General features: G+C 55.3%; 14 protein-coding genes and 4 pseudogenes. 11 read left to right on the top strand and 7 right to left on the bottom strand.

What is annotated here, in order from left to right; genetic code table 11:
* Positions 1 to 210: 210 nt before the first annotated feature.
* The 3 genes from hemA (at position 211) to JCM25354_RS00900 (ending at position 3,999) form a co-directional block, all read left to right on the top strand.
* On the top strand, positions 211 to 1,431 hold the full coding sequence (gene hemA, locus JCM25354_RS00910) for a 5-aminolevulinate synthase (protein WP_025884612.1): 1,221 nt from the start codon (positions 211 to 213) through the stop codon (positions 1,429 to 1,431).
* A gap of 136 nt (positions 1,432 to 1,567) precedes the next feature.
* Positions 1,568 to 3,736: a mechanosensitive ion channel family protein gene (locus JCM25354_RS00905; RefSeq protein ID WP_148301327.1), complete on the top strand. Its 2,169-nt coding sequence runs from the start codon at positions 1,568 to 1,570 to the stop codon at positions 3,734 to 3,736.
* The gene (locus JCM25354_RS00900) at positions 3,706 to 3,999 is read left to right on the top strand and encodes a mechanosensitive ion channel family protein (protein ID WP_025884610.1); all 294 of its coding nucleotides are present in this window, start codon (positions 3,706 to 3,708) and stop codon (positions 3,997 to 3,999) included. Before JCM25354_RS00905 ends, JCM25354_RS00900 begins: the two co-directional genes overlap by 31 nt.
* Before the next feature lie 18 nt (positions 4,000 to 4,017).
* On the opposite strand, the gene JCM25354_RS15670 is transcribed toward JCM25354_RS00900, so the two are convergent.
* From JCM25354_RS15670 to JCM25354_RS00875, 5 genes are all read right to left on the bottom strand, one after another.
* Positions 4,018 to 5,121, bottom strand: coding sequence for an ATP-binding protein (locus tag JCM25354_RS15670; protein WP_051537144.1), 1,104 nt, complete (start codon positions 5,119 to 5,121; stop codon positions 4,018 to 4,020).
* 8 nt (positions 5,122 to 5,129) lie between these two features.
* Positions 5,130 to 7,508: a PAS domain-containing protein gene (locus JCM25354_RS21500; protein WP_199899870.1), complete on the bottom strand. Its 2,379-nt coding sequence runs from the start codon at positions 7,506 to 7,508 to the stop codon at positions 5,130 to 5,132.
* Positions 7,509 to 7,965: 457 nt separating this feature from the next.
* Positions 7,966 to 8,358, bottom strand: a complete 393-nt coding sequence (locus JCM25354_RS00885; RefSeq protein WP_025884608.1) for a hypothetical protein — start codon at positions 8,356 to 8,358, stop codon at positions 7,966 to 7,968.
* A gap of 170 nt (positions 8,359 to 8,528) precedes the next feature.
* Positions 8,529 to 9,374 carry a Hint domain-containing protein gene (locus tag JCM25354_RS00880; RefSeq protein ID WP_025884607.1) on the bottom strand — a complete coding sequence of 282 codons (846 nt, stop codon included), beginning with the start codon at positions 9,372 to 9,374 and terminating at the stop codon, positions 8,529 to 8,531.
* A 410-nt stretch (positions 9,375 to 9,784) separates the two neighbouring features.
* Entirely contained in the window at positions 9,785 to 10,552 is a 768-nt protein-coding gene (locus JCM25354_RS00875; protein ID WP_025884606.1) for an SDR family oxidoreductase, read from the bottom strand.
* Between the two features lie 168 nt (positions 10,553 to 10,720).
* On the opposite strand from JCM25354_RS00875, the gene cysG reads away from it, so the two are divergent.
* From cysG to cysC, 4 genes and pseudogenes are all read left to right on the top strand, one after another.
* Complete coding sequence (gene cysG, locus JCM25354_RS00870) at positions 10,721 to 12,118, top strand: siroheme synthase CysG (protein ID WP_025884605.1); 1,398 nt, start codon at positions 10,721 to 10,723, stop codon at positions 12,116 to 12,118.
* A 94-nt stretch (positions 12,119 to 12,212) separates the two neighbouring features.
* A complete protein-coding gene (locus JCM25354_RS00865; RefSeq protein WP_025884604.1) occupies positions 12,213 to 12,896 on the top strand; it encodes a phosphoadenylyl-sulfate reductase in 684 nt (227 codons plus the stop codon).
* Between the two features lie 35 nt (positions 12,897 to 12,931).
* Positions 12,932 to 13,726 carry a sulfate adenylyltransferase subunit CysD gene (gene cysD, locus JCM25354_RS00860; protein WP_025884603.1) on the top strand — a complete coding sequence of 265 codons (795 nt, stop codon included), beginning with the start codon at positions 12,932 to 12,934 and terminating at the stop codon, positions 13,724 to 13,726.
* A pseudogene (gene cysC / locus JCM25354_RS15665) lies at positions 13,723 to 15,608 on the top strand (adenylyl-sulfate kinase). Before cysD ends, cysC begins: the two are co-directional and overlap by 4 nt.
* Positions 15,609 to 15,748: 140 nt before the next feature.
* On the opposite strand, the gene JCM25354_RS00850 reads toward cysC, so the two are convergent.
* Together JCM25354_RS00850 and JCM25354_RS15660 are read right to left on the bottom strand one after the other, a co-directional pair.
* Positions 15,749 to 16,129 (bottom strand): ArsR/SmtB family transcription factor, encoded by a 381-nt coding sequence (locus JCM25354_RS00850; protein WP_025884602.1) that lies wholly within the window; start codon positions 16,127 to 16,129, stop codon positions 15,749 to 15,751.
* Positions 16,126 to 16,680 carry a peroxiredoxin gene (locus JCM25354_RS15660; RefSeq protein ID WP_408734971.1) on the bottom strand — a complete coding sequence of 185 codons (555 nt, stop codon included), beginning with the start codon at positions 16,678 to 16,680 and terminating at the stop codon, positions 16,126 to 16,128. The genes JCM25354_RS00850 and JCM25354_RS15660 overlap by 4 nt, the downstream gene beginning before the upstream one ends.
* 187 nt (positions 16,681 to 16,867) lie before the next feature.
* Here JCM25354_RS15660 and JCM25354_RS00840 point away from each other — a divergent pair, with 187 nt between their 5' ends.
* The 4 genes and pseudogenes from JCM25354_RS00840 (at position 16,868) to JCM25354_RS15645 (ending at position 20,697) form a co-directional block, all read left to right on the top strand.
* Positions 16,868 to 17,794 (top strand): MBL fold metallo-hydrolase, encoded by a 927-nt coding sequence (locus JCM25354_RS00840; RefSeq protein WP_025884601.1) that lies wholly within the window; start codon positions 16,868 to 16,870, stop codon positions 17,792 to 17,794.
* Positions 17,795 to 17,844: 50 nt separating this feature from the next.
* Positions 17,845 to 19,445 (top strand): annotated as a pseudogene (locus JCM25354_RS15655) (beta-lactamase hydrolase domain-containing protein).
* 9 nt (positions 19,446 to 19,454) lie between these two features.
* A pseudogene (locus tag JCM25354_RS15650) lies at positions 19,455 to 20,224 on the top strand (sulfite exporter TauE/SafE family protein).
* A 12-nt stretch (positions 20,225 to 20,236) separates the two neighbouring features.
* Positions 20,237 to 20,697, top strand: a pseudogene (locus tag JCM25354_RS15645) (GAF domain-containing protein).
* The last annotated feature ends 33 nt before the right edge of the window (positions 20,698 to 20,730 follow it).

The following is a 20,730-nucleotide window of genomic DNA, read 5'->3' as shown; positions in this document are numbered from 1 at the left end:
CGGGAAAGATGGAGAATGCTCCGGATCATCCGGCAATGCATTATGGGAAGCTCAGACCTGTCTTTCACGCAGGGCAGAAGGAATGAGACCGCATTGATGCTGATTGACGTGTTCAGGCTGCACAACCAGACGGCGTCCATAACGTGAGTTTAACTTGCCCTGCAACGTCTTAAGCTGTTCTGCGCTAGGTGCTGAAGAGAAGGAGAAGAGATGGCGCAGGCAGATGCGGTCTATGACCGGTTTTTCCAGACAGCCCTTGACGGGCTCAAGGCTGACGGCAGCTATCGGCATTTTGCCGAGCTGGAGCGTCATGCCGGTCAGTTTCCCCACGCCTATCATCATGGGCTCAAACGCGACATCACGGTCTGGTGCTCCAATGATTATCTGGGGATGGGGCAGCATCCCGACGTGTTGAAGGCCATGCATGAAAGCCTGGAACGTAGCGGTGCCGGCGCCGGAGGAACACGCAACATCTCAGGTACCAATCACGAACATGTGGCGCTTGAGGCCGAGCTGGCCTCTCTGCATGGCAAGGAAGCTGCCTTGCTCTTCAACTCCGGCTATCTGTCCAACTGGGCGACGCTGGGTACAATCGCCGCACGCCTGAAGGGCTGTGTCGTGCTGTCGGATGCTGCCAATCATGCTTCGATGATTGAGGGCATTCGTCACTCCCGTGCCGAGAAGATGATCTTCCGTCACAATGATGTTGCCGATCTCGAAGAGAAGCTGAAGGCACTTCCACTCGATACGCCCAAGATCATTGCTTTCGAATCCGTCTATTCCATGGATGGGGATATTGCTCCGATCGAAGCATTCTGTGATCTGGCGGATCGTTATAATGCCCTGACCTATCTTGATGAGGTCCATGCTGTCGGGCTTTATGGCCATCAGGGCGGTGGCGTGGCAGAGGAGCTGGGTATTGCACACCGGCTTTCGGTCATTGAAGGAACACTCGGTAAGGGGTTTGGTGTCGTTGGCGGCTATATTACCGGCACGGCAGCCCTGTGTGATTTCGTTCGGTCCTTTGCATCGGGTTTCATTTTCTCGACAGCTTTGCCACCCATGATCGCCGCAGGTGCCCTGGCCAGTATCCGCCATCTGCGCCAGAGCCAAGCAGAACGTCAGGCGCATAGACAGGCTGTTGCCTGGCTGCGTGAGAGCCTTGATCGGGCCAACATACCGCATCTGGCCAACCCATCGCATATCGTGCCTGTGATGGTGGGAGATGCCACGCAATGCCGGGCTCTGTCAGATGCGTTGCTTCAGCGCTTCGGCCATTATATCCAGCCCATCAATTATCCTACTGTTCCCCGTGGAACAGAACGTCTGCGCATTACACCAGGCCCGCTCCATCGTCGGGAAGATATCGCCTCTCTTGTCTCGGCGCTTGCAATCCTGTGGCGTGAACATCGTCTGTCAGAAGCGGCCTGATTGCTCCCCGGGAGTGTCTGGCGTTTTTTCTGACGCTGCAGATCTCCCGGCCGACCCTTCCCGGATTGCTCTGACTGCGCCCCTCGTCATAGGCAGGGGCGTTTGTCATGTCCTGTTTCCTGCAAGGAATTTCCTGATGCTGCCCCGTTCCCGAGCGTTATCGTGCCGTGCCCTGTTTCCGGCATTCATGACGCTGCTGTTTGGTATCCTGCTATGCGTCACCCAGCCTGTGCAGGCGCAAACGGTCTCTACCGGCAATGATGTGCCACGCATCACGACCGAACAGGCCAGACAGCTTGCTTCTGTTCTGAATGACGAGACCAAGCGTCGCGAATTTCTGACGACGCTGCAAAATCTGACTCAGGCTCAAAAGGGGAGTACCCACGGTACTCAGGCAAAACTGAAGCCTGACGGACTTGGTGCAGAGATACTGGGGAGTGCGACTGACTGGAGCCGCGCTGTCAGTGGCCAGGCGCACACGCTTTTGCGGACGGTTGTCGATGTGCGCGCCATTGAGCCCTGGTGGCGCCATATGAGTAACAGTGAGAGCGATCGGAAAAAAACGCTCAAGCTGCTTCTGAGAGCTGTCATTCTGGCCGGCAGCAGCACGGCCCTGTTCTATGCACTTCGTTTCCTGCTCCGTGGTCCGCGTGGCCGGATCGAGGCGATGGCGCGCAGGAAGGGTCATGCAGCGTTCATCAAGGGAAGAGGCGATCGGCAAGCCGCTCAGGAGGCAGTCGAGAGAGAGGCGTCGACCGTTTCTCCTGATAAGGTGACGGTCGAGGAAGAAGAGAGCAAGGACAAGGAACGCCTTTCACGCCTGCGCCATCAGGGAGCTCTTTTTCGCCTGCTTCTAGTACTCAAGCGTCTGCCCTACAGTATTTTTTGTCTGCTGCTTGACTGTCTGCCCGTACTTGTCGTGCCGCTTATTGCCCTGCTGATGGTCATGTTTGATCCAGATGGCGATGACACAACCGAGGCCCTGCTCCGGGCCTTGAGTCTGACAGCGCTGATTGCCGGCGGGCTGATCGTGGCTGCCAGGACCATTCTGGCGCCCAAGCGCCCGTGGCTGCGTCTGGCCATGCTTTCTGATTCCGCCTCGGTCTTTCTGTTCGACTGGATCCGGTTGCTGGTGATTACCACAGGTATTTCCGCCGCCGCGCTTGAAACACTGGATGATTGCGGTCTGCCGGACAATGTCGTCGAGGCGCTTCTCAAGATTGTGACCCTGGTATTGCATCTCATGGTTGCTGTCATGATCATGCGGAGCCGCGGACGTGTAATGCGTTTTTGCGATCGGGGTGAGAAGAAGGGGTTGGCTGCTGGCTCGCTTCATCTGTTCGGACGGGTCTGGTGGATTGCAGCCTTGTTCTTCGATATGGGCCTGTGGCTGGTCTGGGCTGCAGAGATCCATCATGGCTATGCTGCGATCTGGAAGCTGTTCCTGCGCAGTGCGATTGCGCTTGTCATCATGCGGTTTGTCAGCATTGTGCTTTACGGATTGCTGGAACGGGTGTTTCGTACCGCGCCGGGGTGGGTGGCTCTGGGTGAGGATACCCAGACACGTTTTACCCGGTATTACGCGCCTGCACAGCGCGTGACGTCTGTGGTCATCATTGCCTTGACCGTCCTCGCTCTTGCCAGTGCATGGGGCGCGCCCATCAAAGCACTGTTTGGCGTGGGCGGTCTTGGATACAGGCTGATTTCCTCTTCGATGACAGTGCTGATCGCCCTGTTTCTGGGTGTACTCGTCTGGGAGGGCAGTAACATCACTCTGGAGCGTTATGCGCGCAAGGTAGGGGCGCAGGACGACGGCGCGGCGCGGCTTGCTCGTGTGCGCACACTTCAGCCCATGATTCGTATTGTATTGCTGGTTGTTCTGGTAACGGTAATCGGGTTGACGATTCTTAGCGAGATCGGGGTGAATGTGGCGCCGTTGCTGGCTGGTGCATCGATTTTTGGTGTGGCGCTGGGCTTCGGGTCCCAGAAACTGGTGCAGGATTTTATCAATGGTATCTTTCTGCTCATGGAAAATGCGCTGACGGTTGGCGATGCGGTCACCCTGAACGGCACTTATGGTATCGTTGAGCATCTCTCGCTGCGTACAGTGCACGTGCGTGCCAACGACGGCTCCATGAATATTTTCCCCTTCAGCTCGCTGGGCCAGATCATCAATTACAATCGTGATTTCGCCAGGGCGATGATCGTGACCGAGACAGGGTATGAAACCGATACGGATGAGGTTGTGGCAGTGATCAATGAGATCACGGCGAGATGCGGGCCGAAGAGCGTTTCGGTGCCCTGATCATCGATAATTTCCAGTTGTGGGGAGTTGATTCCCTCAACCAGACTTCGGTAACAGTACGTGGAACGCTACCCACCACGACCGCAGGGCGTTGGCCGGTTCAGCGCGAATTCTATCGTCGTCTCAAGAAGGCCTTTGAAGTTCGCGGTATTCATCTGCCCTATCCGACTCGTTTTGTTGAAGTGACAGGGCTGGCCGGGTTGCAGCCAGGGGGTGAGAAGCCGGAAGGTTCGGGAAAGAGCGAGACACTGACAGTATCCTGAGAGCCGTGATGCAGAAACTCAGCGACCACCAAGCGTGGCTCTGAGTTTCTCTTCCAGATGGGCGGTAGAGAAGGGCTTCGGGAGAATATGAATTTTCTCGTCCGAACCATCGCGATTGAAAAGGGCCTGTTCGGCGTAGCCCGTGATGAACAGGACCGGTAATCCGGAGCGTAATTCGCGCGCTGCGTCGGCCAGCTGTCTTCCGTTCAACCCCCCCGGCAAGCCAACATCAGTGATCATGACATCAAAAAGACGCTCCTGATCGTTGAGCAGAGCAAGGGCTGCTGCGCCATCGCCAACCTCCTGAACCATAGCTCCCCATTCTTCCAGAGTTTCACGAATGGTAAAGCGCAGGGTCTCTTCGTCATCGACGAGCAGAACCCTGAGATTGCGCAGAGAAGCGCCGCCGGCCTCACGTTCTGGTAACGCCGAAGTCTCGAGCAGGGCCGCCACATGACTGGGAAGCCAGATGTGAACGGATGTCCCGGCACCGGGGATGGAACTGATGCTGACCCTGCCGCCGGACTGACGGGCGAAACCGTAAATCATGCTCAGTCCCAAACCGGTTCCCTTGCCAAGTGGCTTGGTCGTGAAGAAGGGGTCAAAAGCACGCGCCATGACATCGGCGCTCATGCCGACACCGGTATCGGTGATTGAAAGCAGCAGATAAAGGCCGGGACGTATCCCCCATTCCTTGGCCTGAACCGTGTCGAGCTGTGTGTGTGTCGTTGCGATACGCAGGGTGCCGCCATCGGGCATGGCATCGCGCGCATTGATTGCAAGATTGAGCAGGGCGTTCTCGAGCTGATTCGTATCCACCAGCGCAGGACCAATGACATCACTGAGATTTAGGTCGAGAACAATCCCGGGTCCGACCGTACCACCTATCAGGTCCTGCATGCCGAAAATAAGCGCATTGATATCGGCAGGTTGCGGATCAAGTGTCTGCCGACGGGAAAAGGCGAGCAGACGGTGGGTCAGCGCCGCAGCGCGGTCTGTTGCACCTCTTGCAGCAACAATATAACGGTCGAGACCGTCGGTACGTCCCTGTTCCAGGCGTCGGCTGAGCAGGTCAAGGGCTCCGCCAATTCCAGCTAGAATATTATTGAAATCATGGGCCAAACCGCCGGTCAGCTGTCCGACAGCTCCATTTTCTGAGATTGACGCAGCTGATCCTCAAGGGCGATCCGATCGGTAACATCGCGTCCGGTCAGGTAGATGTCATCGCTCTCAATTGACCCCGACCAGTTGAAAGTGTGCCAAGCGCCGTCATGACAGAGAAAACGCAGATCTACCCCATGATCGAGTTGTCCTTCGCTCAGAAGTGCCACAACTTCGGTGGCGCGGAGGATATCATCAGGGTGAACGAGCTGTTCCAGCTTGCTCCCCAGCCAGTCACGCGCCTTGTCGCCGAAACAGTTCTGCCAGCTGGGATTGAGATAGCGCAGTCGGCCATCACGATCCATCAAGGCAAGGAGGTCCGTGCTGATAGCCCAGAGGCGGTCGCGTTCGCGGGTGCGGCGTAGCACCTGTTCTTCGAGCGTTTCGTTCAGGCGCCGCAGTGCTTCCTGGGCGCGTACCTGACGTATGGCGGCCCAGCTGCGATCGGCTATGGTCCGGACAAAGGCGAGAGTGATCTCGTCCCAGCAGTGCGGATGAGCGAAATGGACGATGGCAACTGCCTGCAGAATGCCTTTTTCCATGATCGGCACATTAAGCAGGGCACGGATCTGAAGCGGCATGAACGAGTCAGCCTGATCTGTCGTCAGAGGGCTGGTTCTGACGTCGTCGATCGCGACGACCTCACCACGTTTGAGAAGATCGATATAAGTGCCGAACGCACGAAAGGCGTAGAGCCCAGAAGCATCCGGCACCGAGGAATTCCGTCGCCAGCTATCAGTGACCTGGGCAAGTTCACGTTCATGATCGACATCGGCAAAGCCTGAACGATCGGCTTCAATCGTGATACCGATCGTGCGCGCGGTCAGTTCAAGGATATCGTCGGCGGTAGAAAGCGTTCTGAGCTCGTCCCCGAAAAGGACGAGGGCATCGCGTTTGAGTGTCTGTCGTTTGGGGGTATCGATATCGAGCAGGATACCGGGGAAATGACAGAGTTCACCATGCTGGTCATAGCGAGGTGCTCCATTCGCCTCGACCCAGCGGCTGGTCCGCAAGCCTTTGTCACGCAGTCTGAATTCGCAGCGGAAACGTGTCTTTTCATGAAGAGCCATTTCGAGGGCAGCTCTCACAGCAGGGCGGTCCTCGGATAATATCTCTTTCATCAACCGTACAAGCGAGAGACCGGTTGCAAGCTGCTCCGGGGGCAGATCAAGTGTCTCTGCCATTCTCGTATCGCCTGTTACGAGCTGGTATCTGGCGTTCCAGAGCCACATACCGATGATCGTCCCTGCTTCGAGGGCAAGCTCCAGGCGTTCATGCTCCTGGTTGGCGACTGTCATGTCGCGCGAGACACCCAGAATACGTTCAGTACGACCATCGGCACCCAGAATGGGGGCGACGACCACATCCCACAGACGGGTGCGGCCATCCGAGGTCTCCACATATTCCTGAAAATGACTCGTTTCGCCTCTTCGGGCTGCGTCAATGGCCTCAAGGGTCAGATAACGGCCGCGCTCCTGCCAGACGTCAGGCCAGTATAGTCCGATCATATCTGACGGTGCACAAAGATTGAGCACGCGTACTGCACCGTGATTGACGAAGGTGATGACACCATCAAGATCAAGAATCTTGATGCAGTCATTGGCACTGACCAGTATCGAATTGATGAAAGACTGGCTGGTTCTGAGTGCAAGACGATCTTCGTGGGTGATATCTATGGCGGTTCCGGTGCATTCCTCTCCATGGCGTTGGGCACTGATATGAACGCGCGAAAGCCGCTCCCGAGCGGTAAACAGACGAATACCCTCTCTGGTGGAATCGATCATCCACCTGACTGGTTGCTCATGCGGTGCGGGACGATCATGCTCATGAATACAGGCACAGAATTCGGCCCACGTAATGCCATGCCTGAGCCTTTCTGCATCCAGTCCACACAAGGCTGCCATGCGTGGATCCCCGGTCAGCCTGTTTCTCTTGCTGCTCCACAAGAAGAAGCCAAGCTGGATCAGAGGGGGGTGATCCTGCGCATTCCCTGATACAGGGTTGGTTTTCTGGGGGGTGTCTGAAGGTGCATGATGCCTTCTGGACACAAGAGTGCCCAGAAGGCTGGCCTGGGCCTGAATGGCGCGGTCCTGATGCGGCTGGAGCATTGCGCGTTTTGCATCAATGGCGATCGCCCCGCAGGCAGGAATGCCGAATGGGTAGAAAGACCAGCCGGAAAAGGAAAGGGTACCCTCTTCAGGCAGGGCTTTTTCCCAGTCGTGATCGGTCCAATCTGCAAGATCGGGCTGATCGGTGCGGCTTGGGTCAGCATGGCAGGGTTGCCCGCTATTGATATACAGAAGCGAAAACCGGATTTCGGGGAACAACGCCCGCAGGGGTTTCAGCACATGATCATGAAAGTCGTGGTGTTCCCAAGGCGGGTATGAAGTTTCTTGCTTTGCCAGCATCACAATGACCACCCTGCTGTTGTATGATCCGGTTTTCAGAGGGAGGCCGGGTGTCTTCAGGATGGAAGCCGATAAGCCTGCGCAACTGACTGTGATGATAGCGTCAGGAGCGTAAAGTAGTAAACAGTGAATGAAAATGAGCTTCTTACGCCTGACTAACAAGGGTCTTTGGCAATCAGATACCGTAACGCCCTTAAAGCGATCCATCAATAATAATGAAAATAACCAGCGCAAATAACGAAATTAAGTCATATGATATATTGATATTTTTATTTATTCAATAAAAATTATACAATTATTCGTTACGAATTACAGGGGGCATTGATATTTGCAATATCTCATCGAGCCCAATAATCTGGGCTCGATGAGATATCTGTCAATCCTTATTCCGGATTTTCTATAGAACCTCTATCGCAATAATATTAAAATTATCTTTCTTACTTATGATACCTTCAAGCTTACCACTTCCTGACGTCCAGCGACTATGAGTGTTTTCTTTGGAGTGCCAGCCTACGACCGCATCTTCTTGTAAATGCTTATCGTAGGTATGGGAATCTTGACCAGAAAAGACTGTAATTTTCCCGATAAGCGCCCCTAGGTTGCGACGATCATCAATGAAAGGGCCAATATCGTCACATGGAACGAACACATTGGATTGGATGGCCATATCATGGCTGTCAGTTTGAACATGGAAGATATGTATATTGCCGTTTTTTCGTGAACACTCAAAAACCTGACCACTTTGGTCCAGCAGGGAAATATCATTTTTTATAGAGGTCTTATCTTCCATTCTGCCTTTGTCAGATCCTTGTTCAATGGAGATTCGTTCTATTATTCTGAAATATATTGGCTTAACGAATTCCGCAGATGTGTTCAGATTTGCGGCTGAGTTAATGTTCCACTCATGTTTTATATTATTCTGATAAAGAACATCTTCTTCGAAGAATCCTGAATTGTCATTCAGATATCTTTCAGTACGAAGGCCATTAGCTCGATAATAGAATGATTTTTTAGGTAAATATGGTAATATTCATAATCTGTTTTCGATTTGTCATAGTAGATGCTGTTCCCGTTAACCAGCATCCTGACAGGAACGAAAAAATCATCTATAAAAATACAATGTTCTGGTGTGACAGTAAGGTCAGAATTCGGAATGCCGTCAGCAAGTGCATTTTCTTTTATTATTACAGGGCATGATTCAGTATTCAAATCCGGGAACCAGTTCTGATTTTTTCCATTATAGACATAATCTATAATGGACACGGATTTGTTTCCTTCGCAATCAAAGCATAGTATTTCGTCACCAGCGCTCAGTTCTTCTACGGGAACCTGCCCTTTGGGTGTCGCAATCAATGCCCCGGCAAGAAAACATTTGCCTGTCCATCCTGCAACGCCTGCATACATGCCGCGAGAGTATGTGCTCTTCTCGGCTGCTGTTGCGTTGGGTGCATTGTAAGACATGCTAACCGTAGTCTGAAAACTTCCCATGGTTGGCATGACAAATATCCATTTGGACAAATCAAAGCCTGGTGCAGCAAGCAGGATATTCGCGCCTCCAGTCGCCTTTATCATCATAACCGGATAAGACGGGCTATAGGGGCCAATTGATGTCTTCAGTATGTACTGCACAGAACGCGTGACGCCATCGATTGTAAATGTTCCATCTGCATTGTAAGTTATCTTGGTTAGTTTCGCGTTTGCGGCACTCTGATTATATGGAGCATCAGCGAGTATTGTATACTGTACTTCGTAGGTTCCGATTGTTGGCAAGCCTACAGCTTGTTCGTCGAGTTGAGGAAGAGCCATTATATTAACCTCATTATTTTTTATAAATCTATATTATGGATTTATCTTTATTGAGGGAAAAAACTAATATGTTATATGATAACAAAGTTTGAATGAGTAAGAGATATTGTTTCCGCAAAAGAATGAAAGTGGGCTTACCCCTGTACTCAGAAACCATTGCTCTGAATGGAGAATTCTGGTTCAGATCCCGTGAGGAAATGAGGGTAAATGACCCGAGCTAGGTGATGTATAGGCTGATGGCTTTTCGGGAGCTGTTTTCCTGAAAAGCCGCAACAGACTGCGTACAATGAGTCTTGACCAACAGATATGGATGATATGTTGCGGCTCGTTTCAATGGCGGTTCGCAGTTCTTTATATTTTATGCAGCATTCTTCCTTGTAATTACGGTTCTCCGTCGATGGGCAACGTCGCTAGACAGAGGCCGTCAGACCGCCGTCAACAGTCAGAATATGGCCATTGACAAAGCTTGAGGCATCCGAGGCCAGGAACACGGCGGCGCCAATCAGCTCCTCACTTTTGCCCCACCGGGCGGCAGGGGTACGCTGACACAACCAGGATGAGAACGCCTGGTCGGCGACAAGAGCTGCGTTCATCTCGGTTTCAAAATACCCCGGGGCGAGACCATTGATTTGCAGCCCGTGCCGCGCCCAGTCGGTTGCCATCCCTTTTGTCAGCATCTTCACAGCCCCTTTCGTGGCCGTATAGGGCGCAATTCCAGGGCGGGCGAGTTCACTTTGAACCGAGCAGATATTGATGATCTTGCCGCGATTGCGCGCGATCATGTGGCGTGAAACCGCCTGGGCGACGAAAAACACAGAACTGAGATTGGTCGAGATCAACCGGTCCCATTCATTGCGGGGGAACTGATCAAGCGACGAACGGAACTGGATGCCGGCATTATTGATCAGGATATCAATCGGTCCTTCCTTTTCTATGGCCTCGATTCCTGCCATGACCTGATCCTGATCCGTGACGTCGAATACGCTGCCGCGCGTCGCAATGCCTTCCTGTTCAAGTCGGGCACGCGCTGCATCCAGAGCCCCAGCCTGACGACCGTTCAGAATGATCTCGGCGCCGAAACTTCCCAGACCCTGCGCCAGGGTAAAGCCGATTCCGCGTGATGCACCGGTGATCAGGGCGCGCCGCCCTTTGAGAGAAAACAGGACAGGGTCGGACATTGCGAATTCCTTCTCATCGCGGCTCATTTTGTGGGTATGCTAACAGGCTTGCCGAAGCTGCCCAGCCGACATTTTCGTGTGGTTTCTTACAAGTGAGCCCGAAGTATCTGTCTCCGGATGCTGCTGTATCTTGGCGATTGCGGGAGGGCACGCCATAGATGGATTATGATCAAGGAAGCGACCTATCTCCCTATTGCCATGCGTCTGGATGACGCGCGCACTCTCGTCATCGGGGGCGGACAAGTAGCCGCAAACAAGTTGCGCCTTCTTCTCGGGCGCTGTCCGGACATTGCGGTTCTGGGGCAGATCGACGATCACGAGATCGCACAGGAAGTGGCATCCGGACGGGTTACCCATCTTGGTGACGAGATTGCGCCTGATACGCTTGCAGGCCTTATGCCCGGAATGCGGCTGGTTTTTGCCGCAACTGGTGATTTTGCGCTCAACCGGACGATTGCGGCGATGGCACAATCATTGCGCGTGGCTATCTGCGTTGTCGATGATCCCGAGCCTTCCAGCTTCATCACCCCGGCTATAATTGACCGCACCCCTGTGCAGATTGCCATCTCAACCAATGGGGCCGCACCGGTTCTTGCGCGTCGCCTTCGAACCCAGATCGAAGCACTCTTGCCTGATGGGCTGTCCCGTCTCGCTCGTTTCATGCAGGCCCAGCGCGCCTGGATCAAACAGGCCCAGCCTGACACGCAGATCCGTCGTCGGGCATGGGAGAATTTTGTTGATGGCCGTGGAGCCGAGCAGGCTTTGCAAGGCGATGACATGGCTGCCCGCCAGAGTCTGGAAGACGCTCTCACAGGCGCCCCCATGCAAGGAGAGGTCTGGCTTGTGGGGGCCGGGCCGGGTGACCCGGACCTGCTCACACTGGCTGCCTTGCGCCTGATGTCAAATGCGGATTCCGTGCTGTATGATCAGCTGATCCCTCCGGCGATCATGGATCGTGTGCGTCGTGACGCCGAGCGTGTGTTCGTGGGCAAAAAGCGCAGCAAGCACACTTTGCCTCAGGACGGGATCAATGAGGAGCTGATCAGGCGTGCCAAAGCGGGTGAGCGGGTGCTGCGTCTCAAGGGTGGCGATCCGTTCATTTTCGGGCGTGGCGGCGAGGAGATGGAGGCGCTGGTCGATGCGGGCGTGACAGTGCGCGTCATCCCTGGCATCACGGCGGCCAGTGGCTGCGGGGCCGCTGCGGGAATCCCGCTGACCCATCGTGATTGTGCGCAGAGCTGCATTTTTGTGACCGGCCATGCACGTGCCGATGGAACGCTCAATCTCGACTGGACCAGTCTGGCGAAGAAGGGTCAGACCCTTGCTATCTATATGGGGCTTGCCCCCATGGCTGATCTTTGTGCCCAGCTGATGGCCCATGGCCTGCCGCCTGAATGGCCAGCTGCTGTTATCGAGCAGGGCACAAGGCACGACCAGCGCGTTCATGTCGCAACATTGGCTACCCTGCCGACGTTGGTTATTGAGCGTGGGATCGTCAGTCCGGCGCTCACACTGGTGGGAGAGGTGATCAATCACCGGCGCTTAATTCACCATCAAGAAGCGTGAAGTTCGTAGATTACCCATTGCACGTCGCGGTCTGAGCTATTATGTCGGGCATATTGTCGCAATAAGCGATCAATTGGTGTGGATTTATTCAGTCATGGCCCTGACCCGGACAGAACGGCAGATCCTCGAAGAGATTCCTGAAGACAGGCTGCTGGCGCATGCCATGGAACTGCTTCACGGGCGCGTTGCGCTCGTCTCGTCTTTTGGTGCCGAATCCGCACTGCTTCTGGCAATGATTGCCGAAATTGACGGAGATTTCCCTGTTTTCTTTCTGGAAACGCGACGTCATTTCCCTGAGACATTAGCTTATCGTGACGAGCTGGCCGACTTTCTGGGCCTGACCAATCTGCGTTCCGTCGGGCCCAGCGACAAGGCCCTGCATGATCGCGACCCACAGGATATGCTGGCCGATTTCGATCCCGATGCCTGCTGCGCCCTGCGCAAGGTGGAGCCGATGGACGCCGCTTTGAACGATTTCGATGCGTGGATTACGGGGCGCAAGCGCGGTCAGGCTGCGACCCGTGCCGCCATGCCAGTATTCGAACCGCTCGATGACGGACGGGCCAAGATCAATCCTCTTGCAGCCTGGACGGGTGCGCAGATCGAGGCGGAAATGACTCGCCGAGCCCTGCCACGCCACCCTTTGACCGCCCTCGGCTTCCGTTCCATCGGCTGTGCGCCGTGCACACGTGCCGTGGCGGAAGGCGAGGATCCCAGAGCCGGTCGCTGGGCCGGTCAGACCAAAACCGAATGCGGCATTCACCTGCCTGCGCGATAACGGAGCATAACATGAGTTTGGCGTCCCCCCGCGTCATGGACGATCTCGATCAGCTCGAGGCGCAGAGCATTTTCGTGCTGCGTGAAGCCTATCGCAAGCTTCGTCCGCTTTCGCTGCTCTGGTCTCTGGGCAAGGACAGCAATGTCATGGTCTGGCTGGCACGCAAGGCCTTTATGGGTCGTGTGCCCTTTCCGGTCATGCATGTCGATACCGGCAAGAAATTTCCCGAGATGTATGCCTTTCGTGAGGAATACACGAAGAAATGGAATCTCGATCTGATGCTGGGTGATTGCCCGCCGGTTGAGGAAATCGATCCCTCCCTGCCGCCCGCAGCACGCTCTGCTGCACGCAAGACGGCTGGTCTGGCGAGTCTGATCGAAAAGCACAAGCTGCGCGGCGTTATTGCCGGTATCCGTCGCGACGAGCAAGCAACGCGTGCCAAGGAGCGCGTGTTCAGTCCTCGCGGTGCGGGTCATCGATGGGATGTGCGCAACCAGCCCCCTGAATTCTGGGACCAGTACGCTACGCCTTATGAAGACGGCATGCATATCCGCGTGCATCCGCTGCTCTCATGGCGTGAGATCGATATCTGGCGCTATATCGAGCGCGAGAACATTCCGCTGGTTGATCTGTATTTTGCCAGAAACGGCAAGCGGTATCGTTCTCTGGGTGATCAGGACATCACGAGCCCGATCGACAGCAATGCCTCGACTTTGGCCGAAGTCATTGCCGAGCTGGAAAACAGCAAGACCTCCGAGCGCGCCGGTCGCGCCATGGACCATGAATCCGAAGACGCTTTCGAGCGTCTGCGTGTTGCGGGCTATCTCTGAGCTATGGGCGATACCATGACCACCAACGATCTTCCCGCCTCGCTGCGGCCGCCGCCACACCGATCGTCATCGTCGGCCATGTCGATCATGGCAAGTCGACGCTGATCGGGCGTCTGCTCTACGACACCGACAGCTTGCAGGATGGCAAGCTTGCGCAGATTGTCGAGAGCAGCCGCAAGCGTGGCCTGGCTGTCGAATGGAGCTTCCTGCTCGACTCCCTCCAGATCGAGCGCGATCAGGGCGTGACCGTCGATTCCACGCGTATTCCGTTCCATCTGGGCGGGCGTGAATTCGTGATTGTCGATGCGCCGGGCCACCGTCAGTTCCTGCGCAACATGATTACAGGTGCTGCCGATGCCGAGGCTGCCGTTCTGGTGGTTGATGCGCTCGAGGGCGCGCAGGAACAGACGCGTCGTCATGCCATGCTGCTGCGCCTGATCGGTATTCGTCATGTCATCGTTCTGCTGAACAAGTCCGATCTGCTTGATTTCGACCAGACGAAGATCGCTCAGGCTGAGCGTGATGTGCGCGATCTTCTGGGGCGTCTTGAAATCACGGTCGAGGCCTTTGTTCCGGCCTCGGCCCGCGATGGCGATAACATTGCCAGCCGCTCCGAGCGTGCGCCTTGGTATGCTGGCCCAACGCTGGTCGAGGCACTTGCAGCGGTGCCAGCCCCGGCCTCGCGTCTTGCACTCGATTTCCGTATGCCAGTACAGGATGTCTATCGCTTCGATGATGTGCGCTATGTTGCCGGGCGCATTGAGCGTGGTGTGATCCGAGCAGGGGATCGCATCATGATCGGATTGCAGGGGCAGCAGGCGACGGTAGCTGAAATCTGCCGCTGGCATGCGCCTGAAAATCCTGTTGCGGGTGCGGGTGAATCGATTGCCCTGCGTCTTGAACCTGATCTCGTTCCTGATCGTGGTGATCTGCTTTTCCATGCGCATGAGGCTGGCAAGCGCCGATCCGTGCGGCTCGCATTCGTACTCGTCTGTTCTGGTTGCGCGGCGATCCGCTGCGTGTAGGTGAGAGCTTTACCCTTCGACTGGCGACCGCCGAGCATGATGTGACGGTAGCTTCTATTGATGCTGTGGTGAATCTCGACGATCTGACGCTCTCTCCGGGGGACGAAGTGCCGCCGGATGGTTTTGCCGAGATCACGCTGACAACGTCTCACGCCATTCTGTTTGACCCGTTTGCTCCGGGCTACAATGATGGTCGTGGCGTGCTGGTCGATCGTTTCCAGCGTATTGTAGGCGGCGCGCCGCTGCTCGGTGCTGCGGAACTTCCCGAAGGCGCGCATGCTATTCACCCGACCGCCAGCAAGGTAACAGCAAGCGAGCGTCGTGATCTGCATGGTCACGAAGGGGCTGTCTTCTGGCTGACTGGCCTGCCTGGCTCGGGCAAGAGCACCATTGCACGCGCGGCAGAAGCGGAACTGGTCAAGAAGGGGCTACGCACCACGGTTCTCGATGGTGATACGTTGCGTGCCGGATTATGCAGCGATCTCGGGTTTTCTGCAGCTGATCGTCGTGAAAATATTCGCCGTACGGCACATGTCGCCCGCATTCTGGCCGAGAGCGGGCAGGTTGTGATTGTTGCGCTGGTTTCGCCTCTGGCTGAGGATCGCGCCCAGGCGGCGCAGATCATAGGGCAGGGCTTCCATGAAGTTCACATCGATGCAGCGCTTGAATTATGTGAGACCCGGGACCCCAAGGGGCTTTACGCAGCGGCTCGTGCTGGCAGGATTGCGGAATTTACAGGTATCTCTGCACCGTATGAATCGCCTGTGGCTCCGGCGCTGCGTCTGGCGACCGAAGGGGAGATTGGTGCAAGCGTGAATGTCCTGCATCACTTCATTCAGGGTATTGTGGCAATTTGATTCTGACGAGGGGTCTCTGATAGCCGGCAGGCATTGTCAGAATCCCTGTCCTGACGGAATGGTCGGTCCCAGAGCGATTCTCCAATCGTTCCGGGACCATGTGATCAGCCAGTTCCGGAAAACTCCTGATCCTCTAAAGACTAGGCGTCAGGCTGTCCCTCGCTGATGATCGTGGCAAATTGTGCTCCGATGTGAGGTGAGGCGCCTGTCATTGGCTGAGGCGCTTTTATCTCGCCAGACAACAGGGACAGAATGATCTGAGCTCTGTGTTTTTCCAGCGATGAGGCAAAATCATAGATAACTTCGCGCGCTGAGCGTTTTGCTGCGACTATACCGGCCCGCCTCAGCTCTCCCAGTTGCTGTGACAGTGCCGGCTGACCAATCTGGGTCTCCCGTTCGATTTCAGAAACCGATCGGGGCTGTGCACAGAGACAGGAGAGGATGGTCAGGCGTTGTGCCTGATTATAAAGACGCAGCCGTTCCAGAAGGGAAGCAAAGCTTTCTTTGCTGTTGTTCTTCATTTTCTATCCTCCTTGAGCCGATAAAACCAGAGTGCCGAATCCTGCATCGAGACTTTGTCAAAAGTGCAGGATGACGGTTCGAAGAGAGGCTTGCCGGGCTCCCAGCTTTCAGGGGTCAGCATGCTGCTTTCAGCCGAGTGTTTCAGGGCTTTGACCGTACGCAGGATTTCTTTAACCGATCGTCCCACAGAAAGCGGATAAACCAGAATGGACTGGATGTTGCCTGCAGGATCAATAATGAAGCTCGATCGTACCGTACTGCTGTTTTCCGCAGACTGATCAAGCATGCCATAAGCGCGCGCGATTGCCATGGACGGGTCTTCGATCACCGGAAAGCGTATGGTCACGCCCAGTTCCCGTCTGATGGCATCAAGCCAGGCAAGATGTGAAGGCAGGCTATCAACAGAAAGACCGAGCAGCTGACAGTCGAGGGCGTCAAAATCGTCCTGTGCATTGGCGAAAGCAATAAATTCACTGGTGCATACAGGGGTAAAATCTGCCGGATGAGAGAAAAGCACAATCCAGCGCCCGCGAAAATCGCCCAGAGTCACGACGCCTGTGTTGTGCGGGCGCGAAAATTTGGCGCTTTCGATCCGAGTTGAAGAGGCAAGATAGGCAACGCGTCCTGCACGGGATGTCCTCTCTTTAAGAAAGCAGTTCTTGACCCAGGACATTATCATTTTTACATAAAGAGAGAAATGTCATATTATGAAAATATGAAATTGTGAGGAGCGCGACATGGATGACGTCCATATAGGCCAGGCCACAAAGCTGATAGGTGACACACATGATGGCGTGTTGCGCAGGCCGATGGTCAGAAGCTTCTTTGACGAGGCTACGTTTACGGCTTCTCATGTTGTGTATGATCCTGAATGTCGTGAGGCGGCTGTCATTGACAGCGTGCTCGATTACGATCCGGCCTCGGGTCGTACCTCATCGGAGAGCGCGCAGGCGCTTGTTGATTTCATAAAAAATGAAAATCTGACGGTTGTCTGGCAACTTGAGACACATGCTCATGCCGATCATCTGTCAGCAGCGCCCTGGTTGCAGGAGCAACTTGGTGGCAGGCTGGCAATTGGTGCGGAAATCACGCGTGTACAGGAGGTTTTCGGCAAAATCTTCAATGCTGGTACGCGTTTTGCCCGGGATGGCTCGCAATTCGATCATCTGTTCAGGGATGGTGACGTTTTCAGAATTGGTGAAATCGAGGCGATGGCCCTTCACGTGCCAGGTCATACTCCGGCGGATATGGCTTTCGTGATCGGTGATGCCGCCTTTATCGGCGACACATTGTTTATGCCTGATTTCGGTACAGCACGCGCTGATTTTCCTGGTGGCGATGCAAGACAGCTCTATCGTTCGATCAGGCGTCTTCTCTCTTTGCCACGTGAAACAAGGTTGTTCCTTTGTCATGATTACAAGGCGCCGGGACGCGATTTCTACGCCTGGGAAACAACGATTGGTGCCCAGCGCGACAGCAATCTGCATGTTCATGACGGGGTGAGTGAAGACGAATTCGTGGCGATGCGTACGAAACGTGATGCGACATTGTCCTTGCCTAATCTCATCATGCCGTCAGTTCAGATCAATATGCGAGGTGGGCGTCTGCCGGAACCGGAAGAGAACGGTACGCGCTACATAAAAATACCACTGGACACGCTTTAGGCCCGGCCACGCTCATCAATAAAACAGTCTGACAAGAGAGAGTCATGCTCATGTCCCATCGCTTCCTTACGGCACACTTCGCCGTTTCGCCCCAGATTCAGGTAGAAGACCTGCCAGCGCTCAAGGAGCAGGGGTTTACCGCCATCATCTCCGTTCGTCCTGATGACGAGGAAAAGGATCAGCCGGGTGTAGCGGCTCTGGGCGTCGCTGCAGAAAAAAGCGGACTCGCTTTTGCCTATATTCCGGTACGCATGGGTACGACGCCCGATGCCCATAGTGTTACAGTCATGCGGCAGACACTGGCCGAAATGATCGGACCGGACAATACCGGAAAAATTCTGGCTTACTGCCGTTCAGGTCGTCGTGCGTCCGATCTGTTCGAACTGGCCTCCGCCCAGTCTGAAGAACCTGCACACAAAAACCAGCGTTTTGATGTGGTGGTTGTCGGGGGTGGGGCTGGTGGCCTGGCCTGTGCCGCGAGCCTGCTGCGTCGCCGACCCGAATTGCTGGTAGCTGTGATAGAGCCTCTACCGAGCATTATTATCAGCCGGGCTGGACGCTGGTCGGTGGTGGGGTATTCGAGGCAAAGGATACGCGCCGCTCAGAAGTGGGGCTTATCCCGGCGCGTGCGAGCTGGATCCGTCAGGCCGTGACGGCGTTCAATCCCGAGCAGAGCCGGGTCGCGCTCGGTGACGGCAGTGAAATCCTGTATGACGCACTTATTGTTGCTACGGGGCTGAAGCTTGATTGGGCTGCGATCCCGGGTCTGACCGAAACACTTGGCAGGAATGGTGTAACCTCCAATTACCGCTACGACCTGGCCCCCTATACCTGGGAACTGGTTAGCGGGCTTGATGAGGGAACTGCTCTCTTTACCCAGCCGCCCATGCCGATCAAATGTGCCGGTGCGCCCCAGAAAGCGGTGTATCTGGCCTGCGATGCCTGGCGTCGCCGGGGCGTACTTGGACGTGTTCAGGTTGCATTCGACACGGCCACGCCAAGTCTGTTCGGCGTGGCTGATTTCGTGCCGGCGCTGATGGATTACATCAAGGGATACAGTATCGATCTGACACTCAGATCACGCCTTGTCGCGGTCGATGGCGACAGGAAGATTGCTACATTCGAGCGTACGACCGATAACGGAGTCGAACGTGTTGAGCGCAGTTTCGACATGCTGCATGTTGTGCCGCCCCAGACCGCGCCCGATGTGATCAAGTCGTCTTCCCTGGCCGGCCAGGACGGGTTCGTTTCCGTTCATCCCGATACGCTGCAGCACACCGTGTTCCCGAATGTTTTCGCTGTTGGTGATGTCGCCGGGACAAGCAATGCCAAAACCGCCGCTGCAGCGCGCAAACAGGCCCCTGTGGTGGTCGAAAACCTCATTGCCCAGCTTTCAGGTCGCAAGCTGGATTATGCTTATGATGGCTATGGTGGATGCCCGTTGACCGTCGAGCGTGGCAAGATCGTACTTGCCGAATTCGGTTATGGCGGCAAGCTGTTGTCGACTCTGCCGGGCTGGATTCTGGACGGCAAGAAACCTACCCGTCTTGCTTGGTTCCTGAAAGAGAAGGTCATGCCTCGTCTTTACTGGGATTTCATGCTGCGCGGGCGTGAGCTGTTCGTGCGTCCTGCCAGAAAGAGCAAAGGCTGATCACGTTTCATGATCGAGACTCCTCTTCTGCCTGCCCTTGCGTCAGGCAGTCTTGTCGGGTTGGTTCTCGGCCTGATCGGTGGAGGAGGCTCGATCCTTGCCGTGCCCTTGCTGATTTATGCTGTAGGGGTGCGTAATCCGCATGTCGCCATCGGGACCAGTGCCTTTGCCGTAGCAGTGAATGCGCTTGCTGGCTGGTGAGTCATGCGAAGGAGCATACCGTCAAATGGCGTTGTGCAGGGTTTTTCGCCCCGGCAGGAATGATGGGGGCAGCGCTGGGCGCGCAGTTGGGCAAGGCGGTAGACGGGCAGCGTCTGTTGCTGCTTTTTTCCGTTTTGATGGTACTGGTTGGCGTTGCCATGATCAGGGGGCGCCATGACGAAGGCATACCCGGTGCGGCGTGCAATCGTGACAATGTCTGGAAGGTCGGGCTGTTCGGTCTCTGTACGGGAGGACTTTCCGGCTTCTTCGGTATTGGTGGTGGTTTTCTGATCGTGCCCGCGCTGATGGCTGCCACCCATATGCCAGTGCTTAATGCGGTTGGTACCTCGCTGGTGGCGGTAGCAGCATTTGGTGTTACGACTGCGGTCAGTTACGCGTTCTCAGGTCTTGTTGACTGGCCGCTTGCCGGATGGTTCATCACAGGTGGTGTAGCTGGTTCCTTGGCGGGTACCTGGTTGGCGCGAAAGCTTGGCAAAGGTTCCGGTTCCACTTTGAAACTGGTTTTTGCAGGTCTCATTTTCCTCGTGGCAGGGTATATTGTCTTTCAGAACCTCTGAAAGTGAAATGCCATGAGTGCCTCGGATCATAAACTGACCCAGGATGATATTCTTTCCGCTGTTGAAGGCCTCGTCGCTGTCGAGAGCGATCTGATTGCCAATATGGCCAACATCGCGGCGGTATTGTTTGAGGCTTTGCCACGGATCAACTGGCAGGGTTCTATCTCTATAAGAATGGCGAGCTGGTGCTTGGACCGTTTCAGGGGCGGGTGGCTTGCACGCGTATCGCTATGGGGCGTGGTGTCTGCGGCACGGCAGCCGCGGAGCGCCGCATCCAGCGCATTGACGATGTACACAGCTTTCCGGGGCATATCGCCTGTGATGCTGCTTCTGCCTCTGAAATTGTCCTGCCGCTGATCCGCGATGGTGAATTGCTGGGTGTGCTCGACATTGACAGCCCGGAACCCGCGCGGTTCGGCGCAGAAGAAGAAACCTTGCTGAGCAAGCTTGTCGTCCTTCTCCTGAACGCCTGAACCAGAAGCGTCTCAGCTGGCCAATGTGTTTTG

The sequence above is a fragment of the Asaia prunellae JCM 25354 genome, from assembly GCF_000613885.1.
In the GTDB taxonomy this organism is placed as follows: Bacteria; Pseudomonadota; Alphaproteobacteria; order Acetobacterales; family Acetobacteraceae; genus Asaia; species Asaia prunellae.
The sequence above is the reverse complement of the archived record's forward strand: the minus strand, read 5'-3'. Positions and strand labels throughout refer to the sequence as shown.